Here is an 18,582-nt window from a genome sequence, read left to right on the forward strand (position 1 = left end):
ACCAAGAAGATCTCAGTCCAGCAAGGAAAGAGGAAAGACATGCTCAACAAGACCGCGACCCGCATCGCCGCGACCCTTATCGGCCTCGCGCCCCTGGTCGGCACGGCGCAGGCCGAAAGCCTGATCGTCGGCAACTTCGGCATCCCGATCCCGATGATGAAGGACCTCGCCTCCGGCGCCTATTCCGAGGCGATGGGCTTCGACATCGAGTGGCGCAAGTTCGCCTCCGGAACCGACGTGATCGCCGCCATGGCTTCGGGTGACGTGAAACTCGCCGCGCTCGGCTCCTCGCCGTTTGCCATCGCCGCGAGCCAGGGCGTGCCGATCGAGCTGTTCTCCATCGGCGCCGTGATCGGCGAGGCCGAGAGCCTGATCGCCCGCGACGGCTCGGGCGTCGAGACCCTCGAGGACCTCAAGGGCAAGCGCGTGGCCGTTCCGGTGGGCTCCACGGCGCATTTCTCGCTGGTCGGCGCGCTGGCCCATGCCGGCATCGCCGAGAACGAACTGACCATCCTCTCCATGCCGCCCGACCAGATCGCCGCCGCCTGGGAGCAATCGGCCATCGACGCCGCCTTCATCTGGGAGCCGGTCCAGTCCCAGATCCTGCAGTCCGGCACCCGGATTCTCGGCGCCGACGAGACCGCCCAATGGGGCTACCCCACGTTCGACGGCTGGGTGGTGAATGCCGAATGGGCCGAGGAAAACCCCGAGGCGCTGGCCGCCTTCGTAAAGCTCAGCGACGAGGCAAACCTCGCCTACCTCGCCGATCCCGCGGCCTGGACGCCGGACAGCGCGCCGGTTCTGGCGATCGCGGAAGCGACCGGCGCCGATCCGGAGCAGGTTCCGGTGATCCTCTCGGGCTTCACCTTCCTCCCCGCCGCCGACCAGGCCGGCGAGGCCTGGCTCGGCGGCACGATGGCGCCGGCGATCAAGGCGACCTCGGAGTTTCTGAAGGAAGCCGGCCGGATCGACATGGTGGCCGACGACTACTCCCAGTTCATCACGCTGAAGCCGCTCGAGGACGCGACGGCGCAGTGAGCTTCCCGGTGCGGCGCCGCCGACGCGCCGCACCCCCACCCCACGCAACGGAGAAAGACATGCTCGAAATCCGCCGCGCTTCCGTCCTCTATCCCGGCCGTGACGGGGCCGACCCCGTCGAAGCCCTGCGCAGCATCGAACTCGACATCGAACCCGGCGAGTTCGTCGTGGCCCTCGGCGCCTCGGGCTGCGGAAAATCCACCCTGCTCAACCTGATCGCGGGCTTCCTCGCCCCCAGCTCCGGCCAGATCCGGCTCGACGGCGCGCCGGTCACCGGCCCCGGACAGGATCGCGCGGTGGTGTTCCAGAAACACGCGCTGATGCCGTGGATGAACGTGATCGACAACCTGTCCTTCGGCCTGAAGCTGCAGGGCGTCGAGAAAGCCGAACGGCACAGGATCGCCCGGGAATTCCTCGAACTGCTCGGGCTCGAGGATTTCGAGACCTCGCCGGTCTACATGCTCTCGGGCGGGATGCAGCAGCGCGTCGGCATCGGCCGGGCGCTGACGGCGGACCCGCGCATCCTGCTGATGGACGAACCCCTCGGCGCGCTCGACGCGCTGACCCGCGAGCGGGCGCAGGAACTGATCCTCCGGATCTGGGAAGCGCAGAAGAAATCCGTCTTCCTGATCACCCACAGCGTCGAAGAAGCGCTGTTCATGGGCACCAAGCTGATCGTCATGTCGCCCCGCCCGGGCCGGATCACGCATCGCTTCGACCTGCCCTTCTCGCGCCAGCACCTCTCCGGCATGTCCGGCCGCGAGGTGAAGGCCTCCCCCGATTTCATCGCGATGCGCGAAACCGTGCTGAGCATCATCTTCGCAGACGAGGAGAAGGCGGCATGACCATGAAAGCCGACAACGCGATCCCGGGCGCCCCGCGCGGCGCCCTCCTGCGCAACGTCTTCCGGCAGGCGCCGACCAAGCCGGGCCAGACCTATGGCGTGCCGGGCGAGGGCAACACGATCCGGATCTCGGTCGCGGCCGTGCTGTCCGTGCTGGCGCTCTGGCAGATCGTCACCGCGAGCGGGCTGATCGCGCCGCTCTTCCTGCCCTCGCCGGTCGCCGTGGCGGAGAAGTTCTTCGCCCTCGTGCAGAACGGCTACACCAACGCGCCGCTGCTGCAGCACATCCTGGTCTCCGCAGCCCGGGTCTTCGCCGCCTTCGCGCTGGCCTGCGTGATCGGCATTCCGCTTGGCCTCGGCATGGGGATGAGCCCGACCCTGCGGGGGCTTTTCGACCCCTTCCTCGAGTTCTACCGGCCGATCCCGCCGCTGGCCTACCTGCCACTGATGATCATCTGGTTCGGTATCGGCGAGACCTCCAAGATCCTGCTGATCTTCCTCTCCGTTCTGGCGCCGGTGGCGCTCGGGGCGCGGGCCGGGGTGCGGTCCGTCGCCATCGAGCAGATCCATGCCGCCTATTCACTGGGGGCCACCCGGTCGCAGGTCCTGCGCGAGGTGGTGCTGCCCTCGGCCTTCCCCGAGATCCTGACCGCCATGCGCATCGGCGTCGGTTTCGGCTGGACCACGCTGGTCGCCGCCGAGATGGTCGCGGCGACCCAGGGGCTCGGCTACATGGTGCTCTCGGCGAGCCAGTTCCTGCAGACATCGACTGTGCTTGTGGGCATCATCCTCATCGGCGGCATCGCCTGGATCTTCGATCTGGCGATGCGGTGGGTGGAGAAGCGGCTGGTGCCCTGGAAAGGACGGATGTGACTGCAACAGGCGACCCTGTCGACCGGACATCCCGCAAGGCCCTGCCTTGCGGGATTCGCCGTGCGACAACGGCGGACGAAACGGCGATCCGTGCCTGCGTGCGCGAAGCCTATGGCCGGTATGTCGCCGACATAGGCCGCGAGCCCGCACCGATGCAGGCCGACTACGCCCGCCACATCGCCGCCGGCGAGACCTGGGTCGCGACGGCCACGGACGGAGGCTTCCTGGGCTTCGTCGTCTTCTATCCCGACGGCAGTGCAATGCACCTCGACAGCGTCGCCGTCGCACGCCACGCCGAACGGCGCGGCATCGGCAGGGCGCTGATCGGGTTCTGCGAGGAGACGGCCCGTCGGGCCGGGTTCGGCGCCGTGCGGCTCTATACCAACGCGAAGATGACCGACAATCTCACCATCTACCCGCGCCTCGGATTCCGAGAGACCGGCAGGCACCGGCAGGACGGCTTCGACCGGGTCTTCTTTGAAAAGCGCCTGTCCCCCGAGACCGGTTGATCGGGCCACTCGGGCCCACCATGGCGCGCGGGCGGCACCGCCCTGAGGCGACCGCCTGATTCCTTCGCGGCAAAGGCCCGATCGGGCACTGCCCGTGCGGCGGATTTGTCATTTTTCAGACACGAAACCCGCGCCCCGGCACGTCCGACATTGTGCCGCACCTGTTAGCGCAACAGCCGACATCTGAGACGCCACCGAGGCATCAAACCCTCGTCAGAACGCGGCTTTCAGCCGATCTCGCCCGAATTTCCATTTGCGTAAGCTTATGTGAGATATTAGTTTTTACGCCCACCCAGCATATTCCTCCTTCTCCCGGGGCGTTTGATCAACTCGCGTCGCCCCCCGGTCGTTCTGCCACAAATCGACGTCTTCCGAGGGCCGCGATGCCCCCCTGCGACAGGCTGTTCAGCTTTACAACTTTTGCCAAATTCTTTAGGCCCGGCGTCAGTTTGATGACATCCCATCACCCACAGGTCACCCAGGGCGCCGCCCGTAGCTTCGACATGCGAAAGCTATCCAAGACGCGTTCGTGACCCCTTCGGTTACAGGAGCATTCATGGAAACCGAACTCATCGCCTCACTGCTCGAACGCAGGGTCGATTTCGCGCTCGTCGCGCTCTACCTCGTGTTCATCGTCGCCATCGGCTTTCTGTTCAGTGGTAAATCCAACAACCCCAGCAACTACTTCCGCGGTGGCGGCAAGCTGCTGTGGTGGATGACCGGTGCCTCGGCCTTCATGGTACAATTCTCCGCCTGGACCTTCACCGGCGCCGCCGGCAAGGCCTATAACGACGGTCTTGCCGTCGCGGTCATCTTCATCGGCAACTCGATCGGCTATTTCGTGTCGTTCCTGCTGGTCGCCGAGATGTTCCGCCAGACCCGCTGCATTACCCCGGTGGACGCGATCCGGCGCCGCTATGGCCCTGTGAACGAACAGTTCTTCACCTGGGCGCAGGTGCCGCTGGGCGTCATCCAGGCGGGGATCTGGCTCAACGGCCTTGCGATCTTCACCTCGGCTGTGTTCGGCATCTCGATCGAATGGACCATCGTGATCACCGGCCTCGTCGTCATGTTCGTTTCGCTCACCGGCGGCGCCTGGGCGGTCGTGGCCTCCGACTACGTGCAGATGCTCGTCATCATGGCGATCTCCGTCACCGCGACCGTGTTCGTGGCGGCCGAGTTCGGCGTGAGCAACGTCATCGCGGAGTTCCCGAACGACCTGTTCACCAACAACATGAACTACGTCGGCCTGTTCTTCGTCTGGTCGCTGATGTCGATCTCCAAGCAGATCTTCTCGACCAACAACATGTACGACGCCTCGCGCTACCTGGTGGCGAAGGACAGCCTCAATGCCAAGAAGGCCGCGCTGCTCGCCTCGCTTCTGATGCTGGCCGGTACCTTCATCTGGTTCCTGCCGCCGATGGCCACGGCCGTCATGGGCGTGAACCTGACCGAGGCCTACCCGACGCTCGGCTCCAAGGCGACCGACGCCGCCTACCTCGCCTTCGTCGACTTCGCGATGCCCGTGGGCATGGTGGGGATCATGATGGCGGCGCTGTTCTCGGCCACCATGTCCTCGATGGACTCGGGCCTGAACCGCTCTGCCGGGATCATGTGCATGAACTTCTACCAGCCGGTCATCAAGCGCGGTCGCGCCAGCGACGCCGAACTGATGATCGTCGGCAAGGTCATCACCTTCCTGTTCGGCCTGGTGATCGTGGGTGTCGGCCTGTTCATCGCCTCGCTGAAACAGCTCAGCCTGTTCGACATCATGCTGCAGATGGGCAGCCTCATCCAGATGCCGATCCTGATCCCGCTGTTCCTGGCCGTCTTCGTCAAGAAGGTCCCGGACTGGGCGCCCTGGGCGACGGTTGTGCTGGGTGTCGGCGTGTCGCTGGTCTCCAAGTACGTGCTGACGCCGGACCTGATCAGCTCTTTCACCAGCATGGAATTCACCGGCCGGGAAAGCAGCGACCTGGTGTTCATCGTGTCGATGTTCCTGCACCTGACGGTCACCACCGGCTTCTTCTTCTGGTCGCGGCGCTTCTATGCCGGCCTGAGCGAGAAGCGGCTGGCGGAGGTCGATGCCTTCTTCGAGGACGTGACCACCCCGGTCGTTTCCGAACAAGAGGTCAGCGAGACCGATCTCGAGCAGCGCAACAAGCTCGGCACCCTGGCGATGATCTACGGCGCGACGATCCTGCTGCTGCCGCTCATCCCGCAGGAAGGCAGCCAGGTTCCGGCCATCCTCGGCTTCGGCCTGACCGGCGGCATCGTGCTCGTCATCGGCACGCTGCTGAAGCTCTCGGCCCGTCCGTCGAAAGCCCGGAAGGCCAGCGCCGCGCGCGCCTGAGACCGACCGCAAGACAAAAGAAGAAGGGGAGGCCATTTGGCCTCCCCTTTCTGGTTCGGGATGATGCTTTCACCGGTGGACTTGAGTGGATGTCCCTGGGCTGAAAGCGGCCTTCCCGTCGAAGTGGGATGGAACAGGCGGGCGCCGCGGCGGCCTCGCCCCGTCCCTCAGAACGTCGAGGTCGAGACGCTGTCGCGCTTCATCGTGCGAAGGCGCTTGCGATAGCTGCGCCCGACGGACACGCCCTTACCCTCGGCTCCTTCGAACACCGTGGTCGGCGCGTTGAAAAGCCGAACGGCAGCCCGCGCCATCCAGGAGATCGCGGCCCGCGCTGCCTTGGCCTGAGCGGCCTGCGATTCGAGTTCGATCTGGCGGCGATCGACGGGCGTTTCGGTGATCTTCAGATTTTCTTTCGACATATCAAGCTCCTTTTCAGAAAATTCGTCGCAGGACCAAGATACCTGTTAGCGCCAACACTTCCACCGACACCTCTGCATTGCTGCGTTGCGGCATGCGCAAGCGGAAATACCATGGGTGCGCGGTTTTGTGGCAGCTTTGGCCGCTCCGCTGGAATTCTGCGCCCCCGGCGAAGCCTTGCGGGCTGAGTACGCCACGACCGCGTGGGCGGCAGGCCTCGTCCATCGGGATCATGCGAGGCCTCAGCATGAGGATGCTTTTCATACGGAGCACCGTCGGGGGAGCTTGAGTTCGGACGTTCAATCGCCCCCCCACTCAACCCCACGCCCATCGCGACCAGTGAAGGTGCTGACGGGATGTCGAACCTTGCAGATGACGCGCCCAGACCGGCGAACCTTTCGAGTCTGACGACAGAGGCTTTCAAAGGCAGCGGATAAGCCCGCACATCGCCCTCAATGTTATGATGTATCAACCTCTGGACAACCACTGATACGTTATATCATAACTAATCAACAGAGGATCTCCATGAGACACCTCGAGGCTGGCAGACGCCCGCCACCCGCACAGGGGCCGCGCCCCTCCCATGAACCAAGACACGCCATCGCGATCCCCCGCATACATCGGAACGACCTGCCCATGACCGACACCCGCCTTCCCGTCACCGTCCTCTCCGGCTTCCTCGGCGCCGGCAAGACCACCTTGCTCAACCGCGTGCTGAACAACCGCGACGGCCGCCGCGTCGCCGTGATCGTCAACGACATGTCGGAGGTAAACATCGACGCCGACCTCGTCCGCCAGGGCAGCGAGCTGTCGCGCTCCGACGAAACCCTGGTGGAGATGTCGAACGGCTGCATCTGCTGCACGCTGCGCGACGATCTGCTGAAGGAGGTGCGGCGGCTTTCCGAAGAGGGGCGCTTCGACTACCTGCTGATCGAATCCACGGGCATTTCCGAGCCGCTGCCCGTCGCTGCCACCTTCGACTTTCGCGACGAGGCCGGGCAGAGCCTTTCGGATGTCGCCCGGCTCGACACGATGGTGACCGTGGTCGACGCGGTGAACCTGCTCAAGGATTTCTCCAGCCATGACTTCCTCAGCGATCGCGGCGAGTCCCTTGGCGACGGCGACGACCGCAGCCTTGTGACGCTGCTGACCGAGCAGATCGAGTTTGCGGACGTGGTGATCCTGAACAAGGTGGCCGATGCCGGCCCCGCCGCCACCGAGGCCGCGCGCGCGATCATCCGCAGCCTGAACGGCGACGCCCGGATCATGGAGACCAACCATTCCGACGTGCCTGCGAGCGCGATCCTCGACACCGGGCTGTTCGATTTCGACAGCGCGCATGAGCACCCGATGTGGGCCAAGGAGCTCTACGGCTTTGCCAATCATGTACCCGAGGACGAGGAATACGGGATCACCTCCTTCGTCTACCACGCCCGCGCGCCCTTCGACCCCGCCAGGCTGCACGCGGCGCTGAACGGCCCGCTGCCCGGTACGATCCGCGCCAAGGGCCACTTCTGGATCGCCTCGCGGCCGGACTGGGCGGTGGAGTTCAGCCTCGCCGGCGCGATGTCCTCGGTGACGCCGCTGGGGCGCTGGTGGGCCTCGGTGCCGGAAGACAGGTTGCCGACGCATCCCGAGGCGCAAGCCGAGATCGCCCGCCACTGGGCCGAACCCTGGGGAGACCGGCGGCAGGAGATCGTCTTCATCGGCGTCGGGCTCGACCGGGAAGCGATCTGCGCCACCCTGAACGCTGCATTGCTCGACGCCGGGGATTTCACACCTGCGGCCTGGGAAGCGCTGCCCGATCCGTTCCCGCATTGGGGGCCGCGCTGATGGCGTGGCCCGGATTCCGAAACTGGTCACCTCTACCGAATGCGCGCCCGAAGGCGGGGCGCGCCGTCGTTGCCCATTCTTGCGACGCCGCCGGAAGCCCCAATCCGGCAGGGGACCTCTGATGCGTGGCAATCGTGGCGCGACACGTCTCCCCAGGAAGCGCCGGACGGGCGATCCCATGCGCGACTACGACCGGCTCTCGCCGGAGGTTCGGGCATGGCTGGCCTCGGCGCTCCTGCCCTGGCGGCCGAAATCGGCCCAACGCGCCTTTGAGCGAGCTCTGTCCCGCACCAAGGACAAGGCGCAGGCCATCGACGAGCTGGACCGAATGCAGGAGACGCTCATAGCTCGGGATGCGCGCAAGGTCTGGGGCGAGAACCACCCGTCGGCCACGCGGTAGAACGCTGAGAGCGCAGCGCAAAACACCGTGTACGCATCGCCCCGGTGCCGTTTGGCCAGTCGCGCCATTGCACGGACAGGTTTCAATCCGGCGGGATCTCGTGCAGCCAATGGACGCCCTACCCGATGATCTTGCTTCCTAGCTCCATCGAAACGCCCCGGATGCGTTCTCCTCCAGGTAGACCTCGAAGAAGTCGGTGAAGGTCGCCACCAGGGGCGGAAGCTTCTCGTAGGGCGGGTAGAACAGCGTGAGCCACAGCATCGGCACGGGCCAGTCGTCCAGCACCGTCTCGACAGCGCCGGAGGCGACTCCTTCCGACGTGATGAAATCCGGCAGGAGCGCCATGCCCCCGCCCTTCAGGACCAACTCGTAGAGCAGGTCCCCGTTGTTGGAGATCACATCCCCCCGCGCCTGCACCTGCCGCCGGCTTCGGTCCTTCTGGAAGGTCCATGTCTCCGGCTCGGACGTATCGCCGTAGGACAGACAGGAGAACCGGTCGATCTCGTCGGGTGTCTGCGGCCGGGAAACGCGTTCGAACAGCGCGGGCGCGGCCACCACGTGCCGGGGCACTTCGCAGATCTTGCGCCAGATGGTCGACTTGTCGGCAGGCGCCTGGCTGATCCGGATCGCCACGTCGCATGGCTCTTCCATGATGTCGATCAGGCGGTCGGTCAGGCGGATCTGCAACTGCACATGCGGGTAGGCCAGGCGGAAGCTCTCTACCAGTCCGGGCATCAGGCGCAGCCCCAGCGACATCGGCGCATTCAGCCGCAACTGGCCCCGATCCGGCAGGCTTTCCTGGCGGATCTGCTCGGTCGCCGCATCGAACTCTTCCAGCAGCCCGGTGTAGCGCGCGGCGATCATCGCCCCGGCGCTGGTTGTCGACACCCTGCGGGTGGTTCGCAGCAGCAACTGCTGACCCAGAGCCTCCTCCAGCCGCGCCACCGCGCGGGTCACGCTGGCAGGCGTCGTGCCGAGCACCCGCGCGGCGCCGGTGAAACTGCTCTGGCGGGCAACTTCCAGAAACACCCGGATCGGGCCGAGATCGTCCATGGTTATTATTACGCTTGACGCAATAGATTAGGCAATATTGATGCCGATTGTCTCAATGAACATTCGTGCCAAAATCTGTCCCGACGCAATGAACAGGACCAGAGAGGCGCGAACGATGATCGACCAGATCAAGGGATTGCACCACGTCACCTCGCTTGCCGGAGATGCCAATGCCAACAACGCGTTCTTCACGAAGACGCTCGGCCTGCGGCGGGTGAAGAAGACCGTCAACTTCGACGCGCCGGAGGTGTACCACCTCTATTACGGCGACGAAGCCGGGACACCCGGCAGCGTGATGACCTACTTCCCCTTCGGCCAGACGCCGCCGGGACGGCGCGGGATCGGTGAGGTCGGCGTGACCGAGTTTGCCGTGCCGAAGGGCAGCCTCGGCTATTGGAAGGAGCGGCTTTCGACGCACGGCGCAACCGGCCTGTCCGAGGACAGCGCCTTTGGTGCGGACCGTCTGCTCTTCGACGGCCCCGATGGCGACAGCTTCGCGCTGGTCGAGGACGCGCTGCGCGGCCGCACGCCCTGGACCGGTGGCGATGTGCCGGAGGAAACAGGGGTTCTGGGCTTTCACGGTGCGCGCTTCCGGCTTCGGGATGCCGCCGCCACAGGCGAGTTGCTGGAGTTCATGGGCTACCAGAAGGCCGAGACCTCGGGCAATCTGACCCGCTACGTCATCGAGGGTGGCAACCCAGCCGACACGATCGACATCGAGGCCATTCCGACTGCGCGGGTCGCGTCCCAAGGCGCGGGCTCCGTGCATCATATCGCGTTTGCGGTCGAGGACCGTGCGGCGCAGCTGGAGGTGCGCAAGGCGCTGATGGACACCGGCTACCAGGTCACGCCGGTGATCGACCGGGATTACTTCTGGGCGATCTATTTCCGCACCCCCGGCGGAATCCTCTTCGAGGTCGCCACCAACGAGCCCGGCTTCGACCGGGACGAAGACACCGCGCATCTGGGCGAGGCGCTGAAGCTGCCCACGCGCTACGAGCCGATCCGGTCGCGCATCGAGGCGGGACTGGTCCCGATCTCGGACTAGATCAAGCGCAACACCAAGGAGGTCGCCATGTCGACAGATGCCTACACGGCGCTCGTTCACGCGCCCGCGCCCGGCGCGCCGCTGATCTTTGCCTTTCACGGCACGGGCGGCGACGAAAACCAGTTCTTCGGCCTCGCGCGGCAACTCATGCCGCAGGCCGGGGTCGTCTCTCCCCGTGGGGACGTTTCCGAAAGGGGCGCGGCGCGGTTCTTTCGGCGGACCGGCGAGGGCGTCTACGACATGGCGGATCTCGCGGCGCGGACCGAGAAGATGGCCGGTTTCGTGGCCGCCCATCGGAAGGCCAACCCCGGCTCGCCGGTCTATGGCTTCGGCTATTCCAACGGCGCCAATATCCTTGCCGCGGTCGCCTTCAAGCATCCGGAGCTGTTCGACCGGATCGGGCTGCTGCACCCGCTGATCCCGTGGACACCAGAACCGGTTCCGGCGCTGGCGGGGCGCGACTTGCTCGTCACGGCCGGGCGCCGCGACCCGATATGTCCATGGCCGATGAGCGAGGAGCTGATAGACTGGTTCTCCGAGCAAGGCGCAACGGTTTCGACCCGCATTCACGACGGAGGCCACGAGGTGCGCCCCGAGGAAATCGACGCGCTCGCCCTGTTTCTGAACCAGGCGAAAACCGCGGCCTGAAGCTGGCCGCGGCATTTCAACAAGGAAAATTGGTCATGGAAAGCATTACGATCACGCGCACGGATACCGACAGCAAGGCACGCTATGCCGCCAGGGTCGCCGGGGTGGAAGGCGAAGGCGAACTGACGCTCTCCAAGGTGACGGACAAGCTCATCATCGCCGATCACACCGGCGTGCCCGACACCATGCGCGGCAAGGGCGTCGCGGCGGCGCTCGCCGAACGCCTGATCGCGGATGCCCGCGTGGCGGGCCAGCGGATCGTGCCGCTCTGCCCCTTCGTGCGCGCCTATGCCGAGAAGCGGCGCGAGGCGCTGGCGGATGTCATCCAGTGGTGATCCCGGCCCCGCAAACTGCACGCCAGAAATCAAGGAACGCCCCATGAGCCTGAACGCGGATTTCACCCAGGATGTCATCGTCCGGCCAGAAGACAACCGCTGGGTCGCCTCGCCGATGCCAGGGGTCGACCGGATGATGCTCGACCGGATCGGCGACGAGGTGGCGCGCGCCACGACCATCGTGCGCTATGCTCCCGACAGCCACTTCTCGCCCCACACCCACGGCGGCGGCGAGGAGTTCATCGTGCTCGACGGCGTGTTCGAGGACGAGCACGGGGCCTTCCCGGAAGGCGCCTACATCCGGAATCCGCCGACCTCGCGCCACACGCCGGGCTCGAAGCCGGGCTGCGTGATCTTCGTGAAGCTCTGGCAGTTCCAGCCGGAGGACCGCACCCATGTGCGCGTGGCGACCGGCAAGCTCGGCAGCGTGGCGGACGCGTCCCGCCCCGGCGTCGCGGTCTCGCCGCTCTATCGCGACGCGCACGAGGATGTCCGGATCGAGCAATGGTCGGCCGGGACGTCCGCGGCCGTCATGGCGGAGGGCGGTGCGGAGATCCTGCTGCTCTCCGGCAGCCTGCGCCTGGACGGCGCGGCGCTCTCGCCCTGGACGTGGATCCGCCGTGCCGACGGCCACGACATTGCCCTGACCGCCGGCCCCGAGGGCGCGCGGCTCTGGATCAAGACCGGGCATCTTCTGGATGTCCGCGCGCCCGAAGCCTGACCCTTAGCCCCTTCCCCGAGACAAGGACCAGACCCATGAGTTGGAACCCGACCCTCGCCCCGGATTGCCCCGATCACGTCAGCGCCGATGCGATCGAGACGCTCATTATCCCCCGCGCCCGCGATATCGGCGGTTTCGAGGTAAGGCGGGCCCTGCCCTCGCCGAAGCGGCAGATGGTGGGCCCCTTCATCTTTTTCGACCAGATGGGCCCGGCAGAGTTCATCACCGATGGCGGCATCGACGTGCGCCCGCACCCGCATATCGGCCTCGGCACGGTGACCTATCTCTACCAGGGCGAGTTCGAGCATCGCGACAGCCTCGGCACGCACCAGATGATCTATCCCGGCGAGGTGAACTGGATGCTCGCCGGGCGGGGCGTGACGCATTCGGAGCGCACCAGCGCCGAGACCCGCGCCACGCGGCACAAGCTGTTCGGCATCCAGACTTGGGTCGCTCTGCCGGAGGACCGCGAGGACATGGCGCCGGATTTCGAGCACCACAAGGCAGGCGCCCTGCCGGACCTGAACGAGGGCGGCGCGCAGGCGCGGCTCATTCTCGGCACCGCGTGGGGCGAGCGCTCGCCCGTTACCATGCAGTCGGAGATCTTCTACGCCGATGTCACCCTGGCCCCGGGGGCGCAGTTTCCCCTGCCGGATGACCACGAGGATCGCGGTATCTACGTGACGCAGGGCTCCATCGAGATCGCCGGGCAGAGCTTCGAGGCAGGCCAGATGATGGTCTTCCGTCCGGGCGACCGTCTATCGGTGCGGGCGGGCTCGCAGGGGGCGCGGCTGATGGCGCTTGGCGGCGAGACGCTGAACGGGCCGCGCTATGTCTGGTGGAACTTCGTCTCGTCCTCGCCGGACCGGATCGAAGAGGCCAAGGAAGCCTGGAAAGCGGCGGATTGGGAGAAGGGACCGTTCCACCTGCCGCCGGGGGATGCGGAGGAGTTCATTCCAATCTCCCCCGAACTGGATCGGCTCAGGATCAAGCGCTAGGGATGGCGCGGGCGGGCGGGCCATTTCAGCCCCCCTGCCGGCTGCCAGCAAGACCGGACATTCAAACGGAACGAGGGCAAGATGGACCTTTCCGAAATCGGCCTGATCGGCCTTGGCACCATGGGCGCGGCCCTGTCACTTAACATCGCGGAGAAGGGGTTCCGGATCTCTGTCTTCAACCGCACGGTGTCTCGGGTGGACGGTTTCCTGGCCGAGGCCGGCCCCTTGGCAGAGCGGATCACGCCGACCCGCTCGCTCGAGGATTTCGTCGCCTCGCTGGCAGAGCCGCGCGCGATCATTCTCATGGTGCCAGCAGGCGAAGCGGTGGAGGCGCAGATCGCGGCCCTGCGCCCGTTGCTGGGGCCGGACGACCTGATCATCGACGCCGGCAATGCCAACTTCCACGACACCAACCGCCGCGCCGCCGAGGCCGTGGCGCAGGGTGTGCCTTATCTCGGCATCGGTGTCTCTGGCGGCGAGGAGGGCGCACGGCACGGGCCGTCGATCATGGGCGGCGGGGACCGCGCCAACTGGGACCGGGTCTCGCACATTCTCGAGGCGATCAGCGCCAAGTACGAGGGAGAGCCCTGCGCCACGTGGATGGGCGAGGGCGGTGCCGGCCATTTCGTCAAGACGGTCCACAACGGCATCGAATACGCCGACATGCAGCTCATCGCCGAGACCTACGGCGTGCTGCGCGATGGCATGGGCCTCTCCGCAGCCGAATGCGGCGAGGTTTTCGGTCGCTGGAACGATGGCCCGCTTCGCTCCTACCTCGTGGAAATCTCGGCCAGGGTCTCGGCCGCCCTCGATCCGGAAACCGGATCGCCGATGCTCGACGTCATCCTGGACCGGGCCGGACAAAAGGGCACCGGGCGCTGGACGGTGATCGAGAGCCAGCAGGTTGGCGCACCGGTGCCGGTGATCGAGGCGGCCGTCGCGGCGCGCAACCTGTCGGCGGCACTGGAAACCCGCCGCGCCGGGCAAGAACTGTTCGGCGCGGCGCCCCAGTCCCTGCCCGACGGCACGCTCTCGCTGGACGACCTCGAAGCCGCGATGATCGCGGGCAAGATCATGTGCTACGCGCAGGGTTTCGACCTGCTCGCGCGCACCGGGGCGCAGCACGGATGGGCGCTGCCGATGCCCGAGATCGCCGAGGTCTGGCGGGAAGGCTGCATCATCCGGTCCGACATGCTGAACGACATGGCCGCGGCCCTGCGCGGCGAGCCCGAGCGCAACCTGATCTTTGCGGACTATTTCGCCGATCTCGTTGCGCGCAACCACGGTGCGCTGCGGAAGGTCGTGTCGACGGGCGCGCTTCACGGCCTGCCCATGCCCGCCCTCTCCGCCGCGCTGAGCTATTTCGACATGATCCGCACCGAGCGCTCGACCGCCAACATGCTTCAGGCGCAACGAGATTTCTTCGGCGCCCACGGCTTCGAACGGATCGATGCCGCGGGCGCGCATCACGGCCCATGGGGCAGCAGCTGAACCGGTCTTGTTTCAGGGCGCTGTCCGGGAGGCCGCCAACCGATCTCAACAGGCCGGAGCGGAATGCCTCGTCGCTCCGCCCCTTTCACGCGGCTCTCGCCCGACGGGGCCTCCATGCTGCGAATGCAGAACGACCCGACGCGCCGCCACTACGGGCGGGTCGAAGCGCCGATCCCGACAGGAACCGGTGAACACCACTCGAATGATGGGGAAATTTTGGTAGCGGAGGAGGGACTTGAACCCCCGACACGCGGATTATGATTCCGCTGCTCTAACCAACTGAGCTACTCCGCCCCGAAGCGTGGGCGGGACTTAATGGACGGGGCGCGGGGCGTCAAGCGGATTCGGCCCATTTTCCGGCACTGCCGGACGGGCGTTGCGCGGGTTGCCCTTTACCTTTGAACCGGGCTTCGCTTGATATGCGCCGAAGCCCGAGGAGAGCCCATGCACGCCGCCCTGCCCCTGACCCGCGACCTCGTCCTGATCGGTGGAGGGCACACCCATGCGCTGGTCCTGCGCATGTGGGGGATGCGCCCGTTGCCGGGCGTGCGCGTGACGCTGATCAACCCGGGCCCCACAGCGCCCTATTCCGGGATGCTTCCGGGGCATGTGGCCGGGCATTACGGGCTTGATGAACTGGAAATCGACCTGGTGAAGCTGGCGCGCTTTGCCGGCGCGCGGATCGTGGCCGGAGCGGCTGTCGGTATCGACCGGGCGGCGCGGCGAGTGAAGCTCGCCGGCCACCCCGACGTCCGCTACGACATCTGTTCCATCGACATCGGCATCCACACCCGGATGCCGGACCTGCCCGGGTTCGCCGAGCACGGGATCGCCGCAAAGCCGCTCGACCGGTTCGCGGAGGCCTGGCGGGCCTGGTGCGCGGAGGTCGCGTCTGGCGATGCGACGCCGGAGGCCTGCGTGATCGGCGCGGGCGTGGCAGGGGTGGAGTTGGCGCTGGCGATGAGCCATCGGCTGCGGACCCTTGGAGCCAAGCCGCGGCTGGGGCTGGTCGATGCCGGGTCGGCGCTGGACGGGATGCCGCGACGGACGCGCAACCTTCTGCTCGACCGTCTCGCACATGAATACGTCGCGCTCCATGAACATGTCGAGGTGGCCGAGGTCGCGCGGGACGCAGTCCGGCTCGGGGATGGCACCACGCTTCCCTCCGGTTTCACGCTGGGGGTTGCCGGGGCGCGGCCCCATGGCTGGATCGCGGACACCGGGCTCGAGCTTCACGAGGGCTACATCACCGTCGATGCATCGCTGCGGAGCGTCTCGGACCCGGCGATCCTTGCCTGCGGGGATTGCGCCCATCTCGGGTTCGCGCCGCGCCCCAAGGCCGGGGTCTACGCGGTGCGCGCCGCGCCGATCCTGTTCGCCAACCTGCGCGCGGAACTTGCCGGGACCCGGCCCCGGCGCTTCCGGCCCCAGAAGGATTACCTCAAGCTGATCTCCATGGGCGGCAAGGAAGCGGTGGCCGACAAGAACGGCATCACCGTCTCGGGCGGCTGGCTCTGGCGCTGGAAGGATCACATCGACCGCAGTTTCATGCGCAAGTTTCATGACCTGCCGGCGATGGCGCCGCCGCCGCTGCCGCCTGTCCATGCAAAGGGCGTCGAGGCCGTGCTGGGAGACAAGCCGCTGTGCGGTGGCTGTGGGGCCAAGGTGGCAGGGGCGCGGCTCCGTGCGGCGCTGGCGGGCTTGCCGCCGCCCGAGCGGTCCGACGTGCTCTCGTTGCCCGGCGATGACGCGGCGGTGCTGGCAATCGGCGACGCGCGGCAGGTCCTGACCACCGATCATATCCGCGCCTTCACCGAGGATCCGGTCGCGCTGGCCCGCATCACCGCGGTTCACGCGCTCGGCGACATCTGGGCGATGGGCGCCCGGCCGCAGGCGGCGCTGGCCAGCATTACCCTGCCGCGGATGCGCGACGAGATGCAGGAGGCGACGCTGCGCGAGATCCTCGACACCGCCTCGGAGGTGTTCCGGGCCGAGGGCGCGGAACTTGTGGGCGGGCACACAAGCGTCGGCGCGGAGCTGACGGTGGGCTTCACCCTCACCGGGCTCGCGTCGGAAAGGCCGATCACGCTGGCGGGCGCGCGGCCCGGCGATGTGCTGCTGCTGACCAAGCCGATCGGCTCCGGGACGGTCCTGGCAGGCGAGATGCAGGGCAAGGCGCAGGGGCGCCATGTGCTGGCCACGCTGGCTTCGATGGCACGGCCGCAGGGCGCGGCGGCCGCGATCCTGGACGGTGCCCATGCGATGACCGACGTCACCGGCTTCGGCCTCGCCGGGCACCTGATGGGGATCTGCGAGGCCTCGGGCGTCGGCGCCGAGATCACGCTCGAGGCGGTGCCGATCTACCCGGGCGCGGAAGAGCTCGCCGGGGCCGGTGTGCGTTCCACGCTGTTCCCGGCCAACCGCGAGGTCGCCGGGCGGATGGTCCTGCCCGAGGGGCCGCGCGCCGACCTTCTGTTCGATCCCCAGACGGCGGGAGGCTTGCTGGCTGCGGTGCCCGAGGCCGATGCCACCGAGCTGCTCTGCGCGCTGGACGCGGCGGGCTTTCCGGCCGCGCGGATCGGCCGGATCGTGGAAGGCCCGCCGTTCATTGCGGTGACGTGAGCGCCGCGACCTCGTCCACCAGTGGCAACAACCGGTCCGCCGCCCCCGCCAGCCCGTCCGGGTCGAGCCTGATGTCGAGCCGCGCCGCCGGTTCGCCCGCGTCGCTGCGGGACTTGGCATAGCGGCTGTCGTAATGGCGCGTGACCAGTTCGAAGGCCAGCGCCTCGAAAGCGCCGGCATCGACCATCCCCTGCCATTCCGCGACCCGCTCGCGGCCCTGCAGACGGACGAGCTGCCCCAGGATGCGTTTGAGGTCCTCCCGATCCTGCGAGATGTCGGAATAGGCCCGCGCAAGGTAGCGGGCGCGGTCCTCCACGCTGGCCTGCATCCGGATGCGACGCGCGGCGCGCATCGCGCTCCAGATGGACGGCGGCACCAGCAGGTCGCCCACCTTGCTGCTCTCGGCCTCCACCAGCACGGGGCGGGCAGGGTCGAGCGCGGCGAGCGCCTCGACCAACCGGCTTTCGAGCATCTTCTGGCTGGGCTGGCCGCCAGGGCGCGGCCCCAGCACCGAGCCGCGGTGATTGGCCAGCCCTTCGAGGTCCAGCACCTGCCCGCCGCGCGCCGCCACCATGTGCAGCAGCTCGGTCTTGGCGGTGCCCGTGTCGCCGTCGATCAGCACCAGCCGGTGCGGCAGCGGCCGGTCATAGAGCGTGGCAACGACCGCGCGGCGGTAGCTCTGGTAGCCGCCCTTGAGCACGTCGGCGCGCCACCCGATCTGGCTCAGGATCGAGGCGAAGGAATTCGAGCGCTGCCCGCCCCGCCAGCAATAGACCAGCGGCCGCCAGCCGCCGTCCTTCTCCGCCAGCGGACCCTCGATGTGGCCGGCCGCATTGCGCGCGACCAGCGCGGCCCCAACCTTGCGGGCGCGGAACGGGCTTTCCTGCTTGTAGATCGTGCCGACGACGGCCCGTTCCTCGTTCGACAGGACCGGCAGTGAAATCGCGCCGGGCACGTGATCCTCGGCGAACTCGGCCGGCGAGCGCACGTCGATCACCGTGTCGAACGGCAGATCGAGCGGGCGGGAAAGATCGGGCAGGTCATGGGCCATGTCAGGGGTATCTAGCGCAGCTTCGAGGCGGACAAAAGCGATCCTGACGCGTCCGCGCCGGACAAACTTCGCCCAATGTGTGCGCCATACAAGGGCGGACCTGCACAACTTGAGGGCCGTGCGAAAATTCCGCCTCGGCCGGAGGACTTCCGATTGCCTCAAATCGCGCCGTTTGCGCTATCCTGAGCGCATAGACTTGGTGCGTACGAGGACAGCGCGTCAGTAGACCTCCGTTAGTGACACTCGGCCGAAAGGCCGACCGCGGCGGGCGGGACAACTCCCTTCCTGCCTGCCGCCACTCGCTGTCCGGATTGCGTCAGGTCCAACGGCGGACAGAGGAGGCTCCCG

At 67.0% G+C, this 18,582-nt stretch carries 17 protein-coding genes and 1 tRNA gene; 14 read left to right on the forward strand and 4 right to left on the reverse strand.

The window, feature by feature from the left end:
- Nucleotides 1–39: 39 nt before the first annotated feature.
- The 5 genes from tauA to CHB86_RS12595 all read left to right on the forward strand — a co-directional run bounded on the left by tauA (nucleotide 40) and on the right by CHB86_RS12595 (nucleotide 5,617).
- A complete protein-coding gene (tauA, locus tag CHB86_RS12575; RefSeq protein WP_089233400.1) occupies nucleotides 40–1,038 on the forward strand; it encodes a taurine ABC transporter substrate-binding protein in 999 nt (332 codons plus the stop codon).
- 59 nt (nucleotides 1,039–1,097) lie between these two features.
- The gene (locus CHB86_RS12580; RefSeq protein WP_089233401.1) at nucleotides 1,098–1,883 is read left to right on the forward strand and encodes a taurine ABC transporter ATP-binding protein; all 786 of its coding nucleotides are present in this window, start codon (nucleotides 1,098–1,100) and stop codon (nucleotides 1,881–1,883) included.
- A complete protein-coding gene (locus tag CHB86_RS12585; RefSeq protein WP_089233402.1) occupies nucleotides 1,880–2,755 on the forward strand; it encodes an ABC transporter permease subunit in 876 nt (291 codons plus the stop codon). The genes CHB86_RS12580 and CHB86_RS12585 overlap by 4 nt, the downstream gene beginning before the upstream one ends.
- On the forward strand, nucleotides 2,752–3,264 hold the full coding sequence (locus CHB86_RS12590; protein ID WP_245837930.1) for a GNAT family N-acetyltransferase: 513 nt from the start codon (nucleotides 2,752–2,754) through the stop codon (nucleotides 3,262–3,264). Before CHB86_RS12585 ends, CHB86_RS12590 begins: the two co-directional genes overlap by 4 nt.
- A gap of 556 nt (nucleotides 3,265–3,820) precedes the next feature.
- Nucleotides 3,821–5,617: a sodium:solute symporter family transporter gene (locus CHB86_RS12595; RefSeq protein WP_089233403.1), complete on the forward strand. Its 1,797-nt coding sequence runs from the start codon at nucleotides 3,821–3,823 to the stop codon at nucleotides 5,615–5,617.
- Nucleotides 5,618–5,784: 167 nt separating this feature from the next.
- Here the strand turns inward: CHB86_RS12595 and CHB86_RS12600 are convergent, their stop codons facing one another.
- A complete protein-coding gene (locus tag CHB86_RS12600) occupies nucleotides 5,785–6,036 on the reverse strand; it encodes a hypothetical protein (protein ID WP_089233404.1) in 252 nt (83 codons plus the stop codon).
- Nucleotides 6,037–6,670: 634 nt separating this feature from the next.
- On the opposite strand from CHB86_RS12600, the gene CHB86_RS12605 reads away from it, so the two are divergent.
- Together CHB86_RS12605 and CHB86_RS12610 are read left to right on the forward strand one after the other, a co-directional pair.
- Complete coding sequence (locus CHB86_RS12605; RefSeq protein WP_089233405.1) at nucleotides 6,671–7,867, forward strand: GTP-binding protein; 1,197 nt, start codon at nucleotides 6,671–6,673, stop codon at nucleotides 7,865–7,867.
- A gap of 121 nt (nucleotides 7,868–7,988) precedes the next feature.
- Complete coding sequence (locus tag CHB86_RS12610; RefSeq protein ID WP_089233406.1) at nucleotides 7,989–8,267, forward strand: DUF6525 family protein; 279 nt, start codon at nucleotides 7,989–7,991, stop codon at nucleotides 8,265–8,267.
- Nucleotides 8,268–8,405: 138 nt separating this feature from the next.
- On the opposite strand, the gene CHB86_RS12615 is transcribed toward CHB86_RS12610, so the two are convergent.
- Nucleotides 8,406–9,320 (reverse strand): LysR family transcriptional regulator, encoded by a 915-nt coding sequence (locus tag CHB86_RS12615; protein WP_089233407.1) that lies wholly within the window; start codon nucleotides 9,318–9,320, stop codon nucleotides 8,406–8,408.
- A gap of 115 nt (nucleotides 9,321–9,435) precedes the next feature.
- Here CHB86_RS12615 and CHB86_RS12620 point away from each other — a divergent pair, with 115 nt between their 5' ends.
- The 6 genes from CHB86_RS12620 to gndA all read left to right on the forward strand — a co-directional run bounded on the left by CHB86_RS12620 (nucleotide 9,436) and on the right by gndA (nucleotide 14,561).
- Nucleotides 9,436–10,368 (forward strand): VOC family protein, encoded by a 933-nt coding sequence (locus CHB86_RS12620; protein WP_089233408.1) that lies wholly within the window; start codon nucleotides 9,436–9,438, stop codon nucleotides 10,366–10,368.
- 27 nt (nucleotides 10,369–10,395) lie between these two features.
- On the forward strand, nucleotides 10,396–11,016 hold the full coding sequence (locus CHB86_RS12625) for an alpha/beta hydrolase (protein WP_089233409.1): 621 nt from the start codon (nucleotides 10,396–10,398) through the stop codon (nucleotides 11,014–11,016).
- A gap of 35 nt (nucleotides 11,017–11,051) precedes the next feature.
- Nucleotides 11,052–11,351, forward strand: coding sequence for a GNAT family N-acetyltransferase (locus tag CHB86_RS12630; RefSeq protein WP_089233410.1), 300 nt, complete (start codon nucleotides 11,052–11,054; stop codon nucleotides 11,349–11,351).
- A gap of 43 nt (nucleotides 11,352–11,394) precedes the next feature.
- Nucleotides 11,395–12,072, forward strand: coding sequence for a cupin domain-containing protein (locus tag CHB86_RS12635; protein ID WP_089233411.1), 678 nt, complete (start codon nucleotides 11,395–11,397; stop codon nucleotides 12,070–12,072).
- Between the two features lie 35 nt (nucleotides 12,073–12,107).
- On the forward strand, nucleotides 12,108–13,070 hold the full coding sequence (locus CHB86_RS12640) for a pirin family protein (RefSeq protein ID WP_089233412.1): 963 nt from the start codon (nucleotides 12,108–12,110) through the stop codon (nucleotides 13,068–13,070).
- Nucleotides 13,071–13,151: 81 nt separating this feature from the next.
- Nucleotides 13,152–14,561: an NADP-dependent phosphogluconate dehydrogenase gene (gndA, locus tag CHB86_RS12645; protein WP_089233413.1), complete on the forward strand. Its 1,410-nt coding sequence runs from the start codon at nucleotides 13,152–13,154 to the stop codon at nucleotides 14,559–14,561.
- Nucleotides 14,562–14,778: 217 nt separating this feature from the next.
- Here gndA and CHB86_RS12650 read toward each other — a convergent pair.
- Nucleotides 14,779–14,855, reverse strand: a tRNA-Met gene (locus CHB86_RS12650).
- 150 nt (nucleotides 14,856–15,005) lie between these two features.
- Here CHB86_RS12650 and selD point away from each other — a divergent pair.
- Nucleotides 15,006–17,183 (forward strand): selenide, water dikinase SelD, encoded by a 2,178-nt coding sequence (gene selD, locus CHB86_RS12655; RefSeq protein WP_089233414.1) that lies wholly within the window; start codon nucleotides 15,006–15,008, stop codon nucleotides 17,181–17,183.
- Here selD and mnmH read toward each other — a convergent pair.
- Complete coding sequence (mnmH, locus tag CHB86_RS12660; protein WP_089233415.1) at nucleotides 17,167–18,234, reverse strand: tRNA 2-selenouridine(34) synthase MnmH; 1,068 nt, start codon at nucleotides 18,232–18,234, stop codon at nucleotides 17,167–17,169. The two genes, selD and mnmH, sit on opposite strands and share 17 nt — an antisense overlap.
- Nucleotides 18,235–18,582 lie beyond the last annotated feature (348 nt).

The sequence above is a fragment of the Tropicimonas sediminicola genome (assembly GCF_900188335.1).
GTDB classification, from domain to species: Bacteria; Pseudomonadota; Alphaproteobacteria; order Rhodobacterales; family Rhodobacteraceae; genus Tropicimonas; species Tropicimonas sediminicola.

Excerpts from the sequence above, each read along its gene's own strand:
- tauA (WP_089233400.1), top strand. The coding sequence starts at position 40 with ATGCTCAACAAGACCGCGACCCGCATCGCCGCGACCCTTATCGGCCTC.
- CHB86_RS12580 (WP_089233401.1), top strand. The coding sequence starts at position 1,098 with ATGCTCGAAATCCGCCGCGCTTCCGTCCTCTATCCCGGCCGTGACGGG.
- CHB86_RS12585 (WP_089233402.1), top strand. The coding sequence starts at position 1,880 with ATGACCATGAAAGCCGACAACGCGATCCCGGGCGCCCCGCGCGGCGCC.
- CHB86_RS12595 (WP_089233403.1), top strand. The coding sequence starts at position 3,821 with ATGGAAACCGAACTCATCGCCTCACTGCTCGAACGCAGGGTCGATTTC.
- CHB86_RS12600 (WP_089233404.1), bottom strand. The coding sequence starts at position 6,036 with ATGTCGAAAGAAAATCTGAAGATCACCGAAACGCCCGTCGATCGCCGC.
- CHB86_RS12605 (WP_089233405.1), top strand. The coding sequence starts at position 6,671 with ATGACCGACACCCGCCTTCCCGTCACCGTCCTCTCCGGCTTCCTCGGC.
- CHB86_RS12610 (WP_089233406.1), top strand. The coding sequence starts at position 7,989 with ATGCGTGGCAATCGTGGCGCGACACGTCTCCCCAGGAAGCGCCGGACG.
- CHB86_RS12615 (WP_089233407.1), bottom strand. The coding sequence starts at position 9,320 with ATGGACGATCTCGGCCCGATCCGGGTGTTTCTGGAAGTTGCCCGCCAG.
- CHB86_RS12620 (WP_089233408.1), top strand. The coding sequence starts at position 9,436 with ATGATCGACCAGATCAAGGGATTGCACCACGTCACCTCGCTTGCCGGA.
- CHB86_RS12625 (WP_089233409.1), top strand. The coding sequence starts at position 10,396 with ATGTCGACAGATGCCTACACGGCGCTCGTTCACGCGCCCGCGCCCGGC.
- CHB86_RS12630 (WP_089233410.1), top strand. The coding sequence starts at position 11,052 with ATGGAAAGCATTACGATCACGCGCACGGATACCGACAGCAAGGCACGC.
- CHB86_RS12635 (WP_089233411.1), top strand. The coding sequence starts at position 11,395 with ATGAGCCTGAACGCGGATTTCACCCAGGATGTCATCGTCCGGCCAGAA.
- CHB86_RS12640 (WP_089233412.1), top strand. The coding sequence starts at position 12,108 with ATGAGTTGGAACCCGACCCTCGCCCCGGATTGCCCCGATCACGTCAGC.
- gndA (WP_089233413.1), top strand. The coding sequence starts at position 13,152 with ATGGACCTTTCCGAAATCGGCCTGATCGGCCTTGGCACCATGGGCGCG.
- selD (WP_089233414.1), top strand. The coding sequence starts at position 15,006 with ATGCACGCCGCCCTGCCCCTGACCCGCGACCTCGTCCTGATCGGTGGA.
- mnmH (WP_089233415.1), bottom strand. The coding sequence starts at position 18,234 with ATGGCCCATGACCTGCCCGATCTTTCCCGCCCGCTCGATCTGCCGTTC.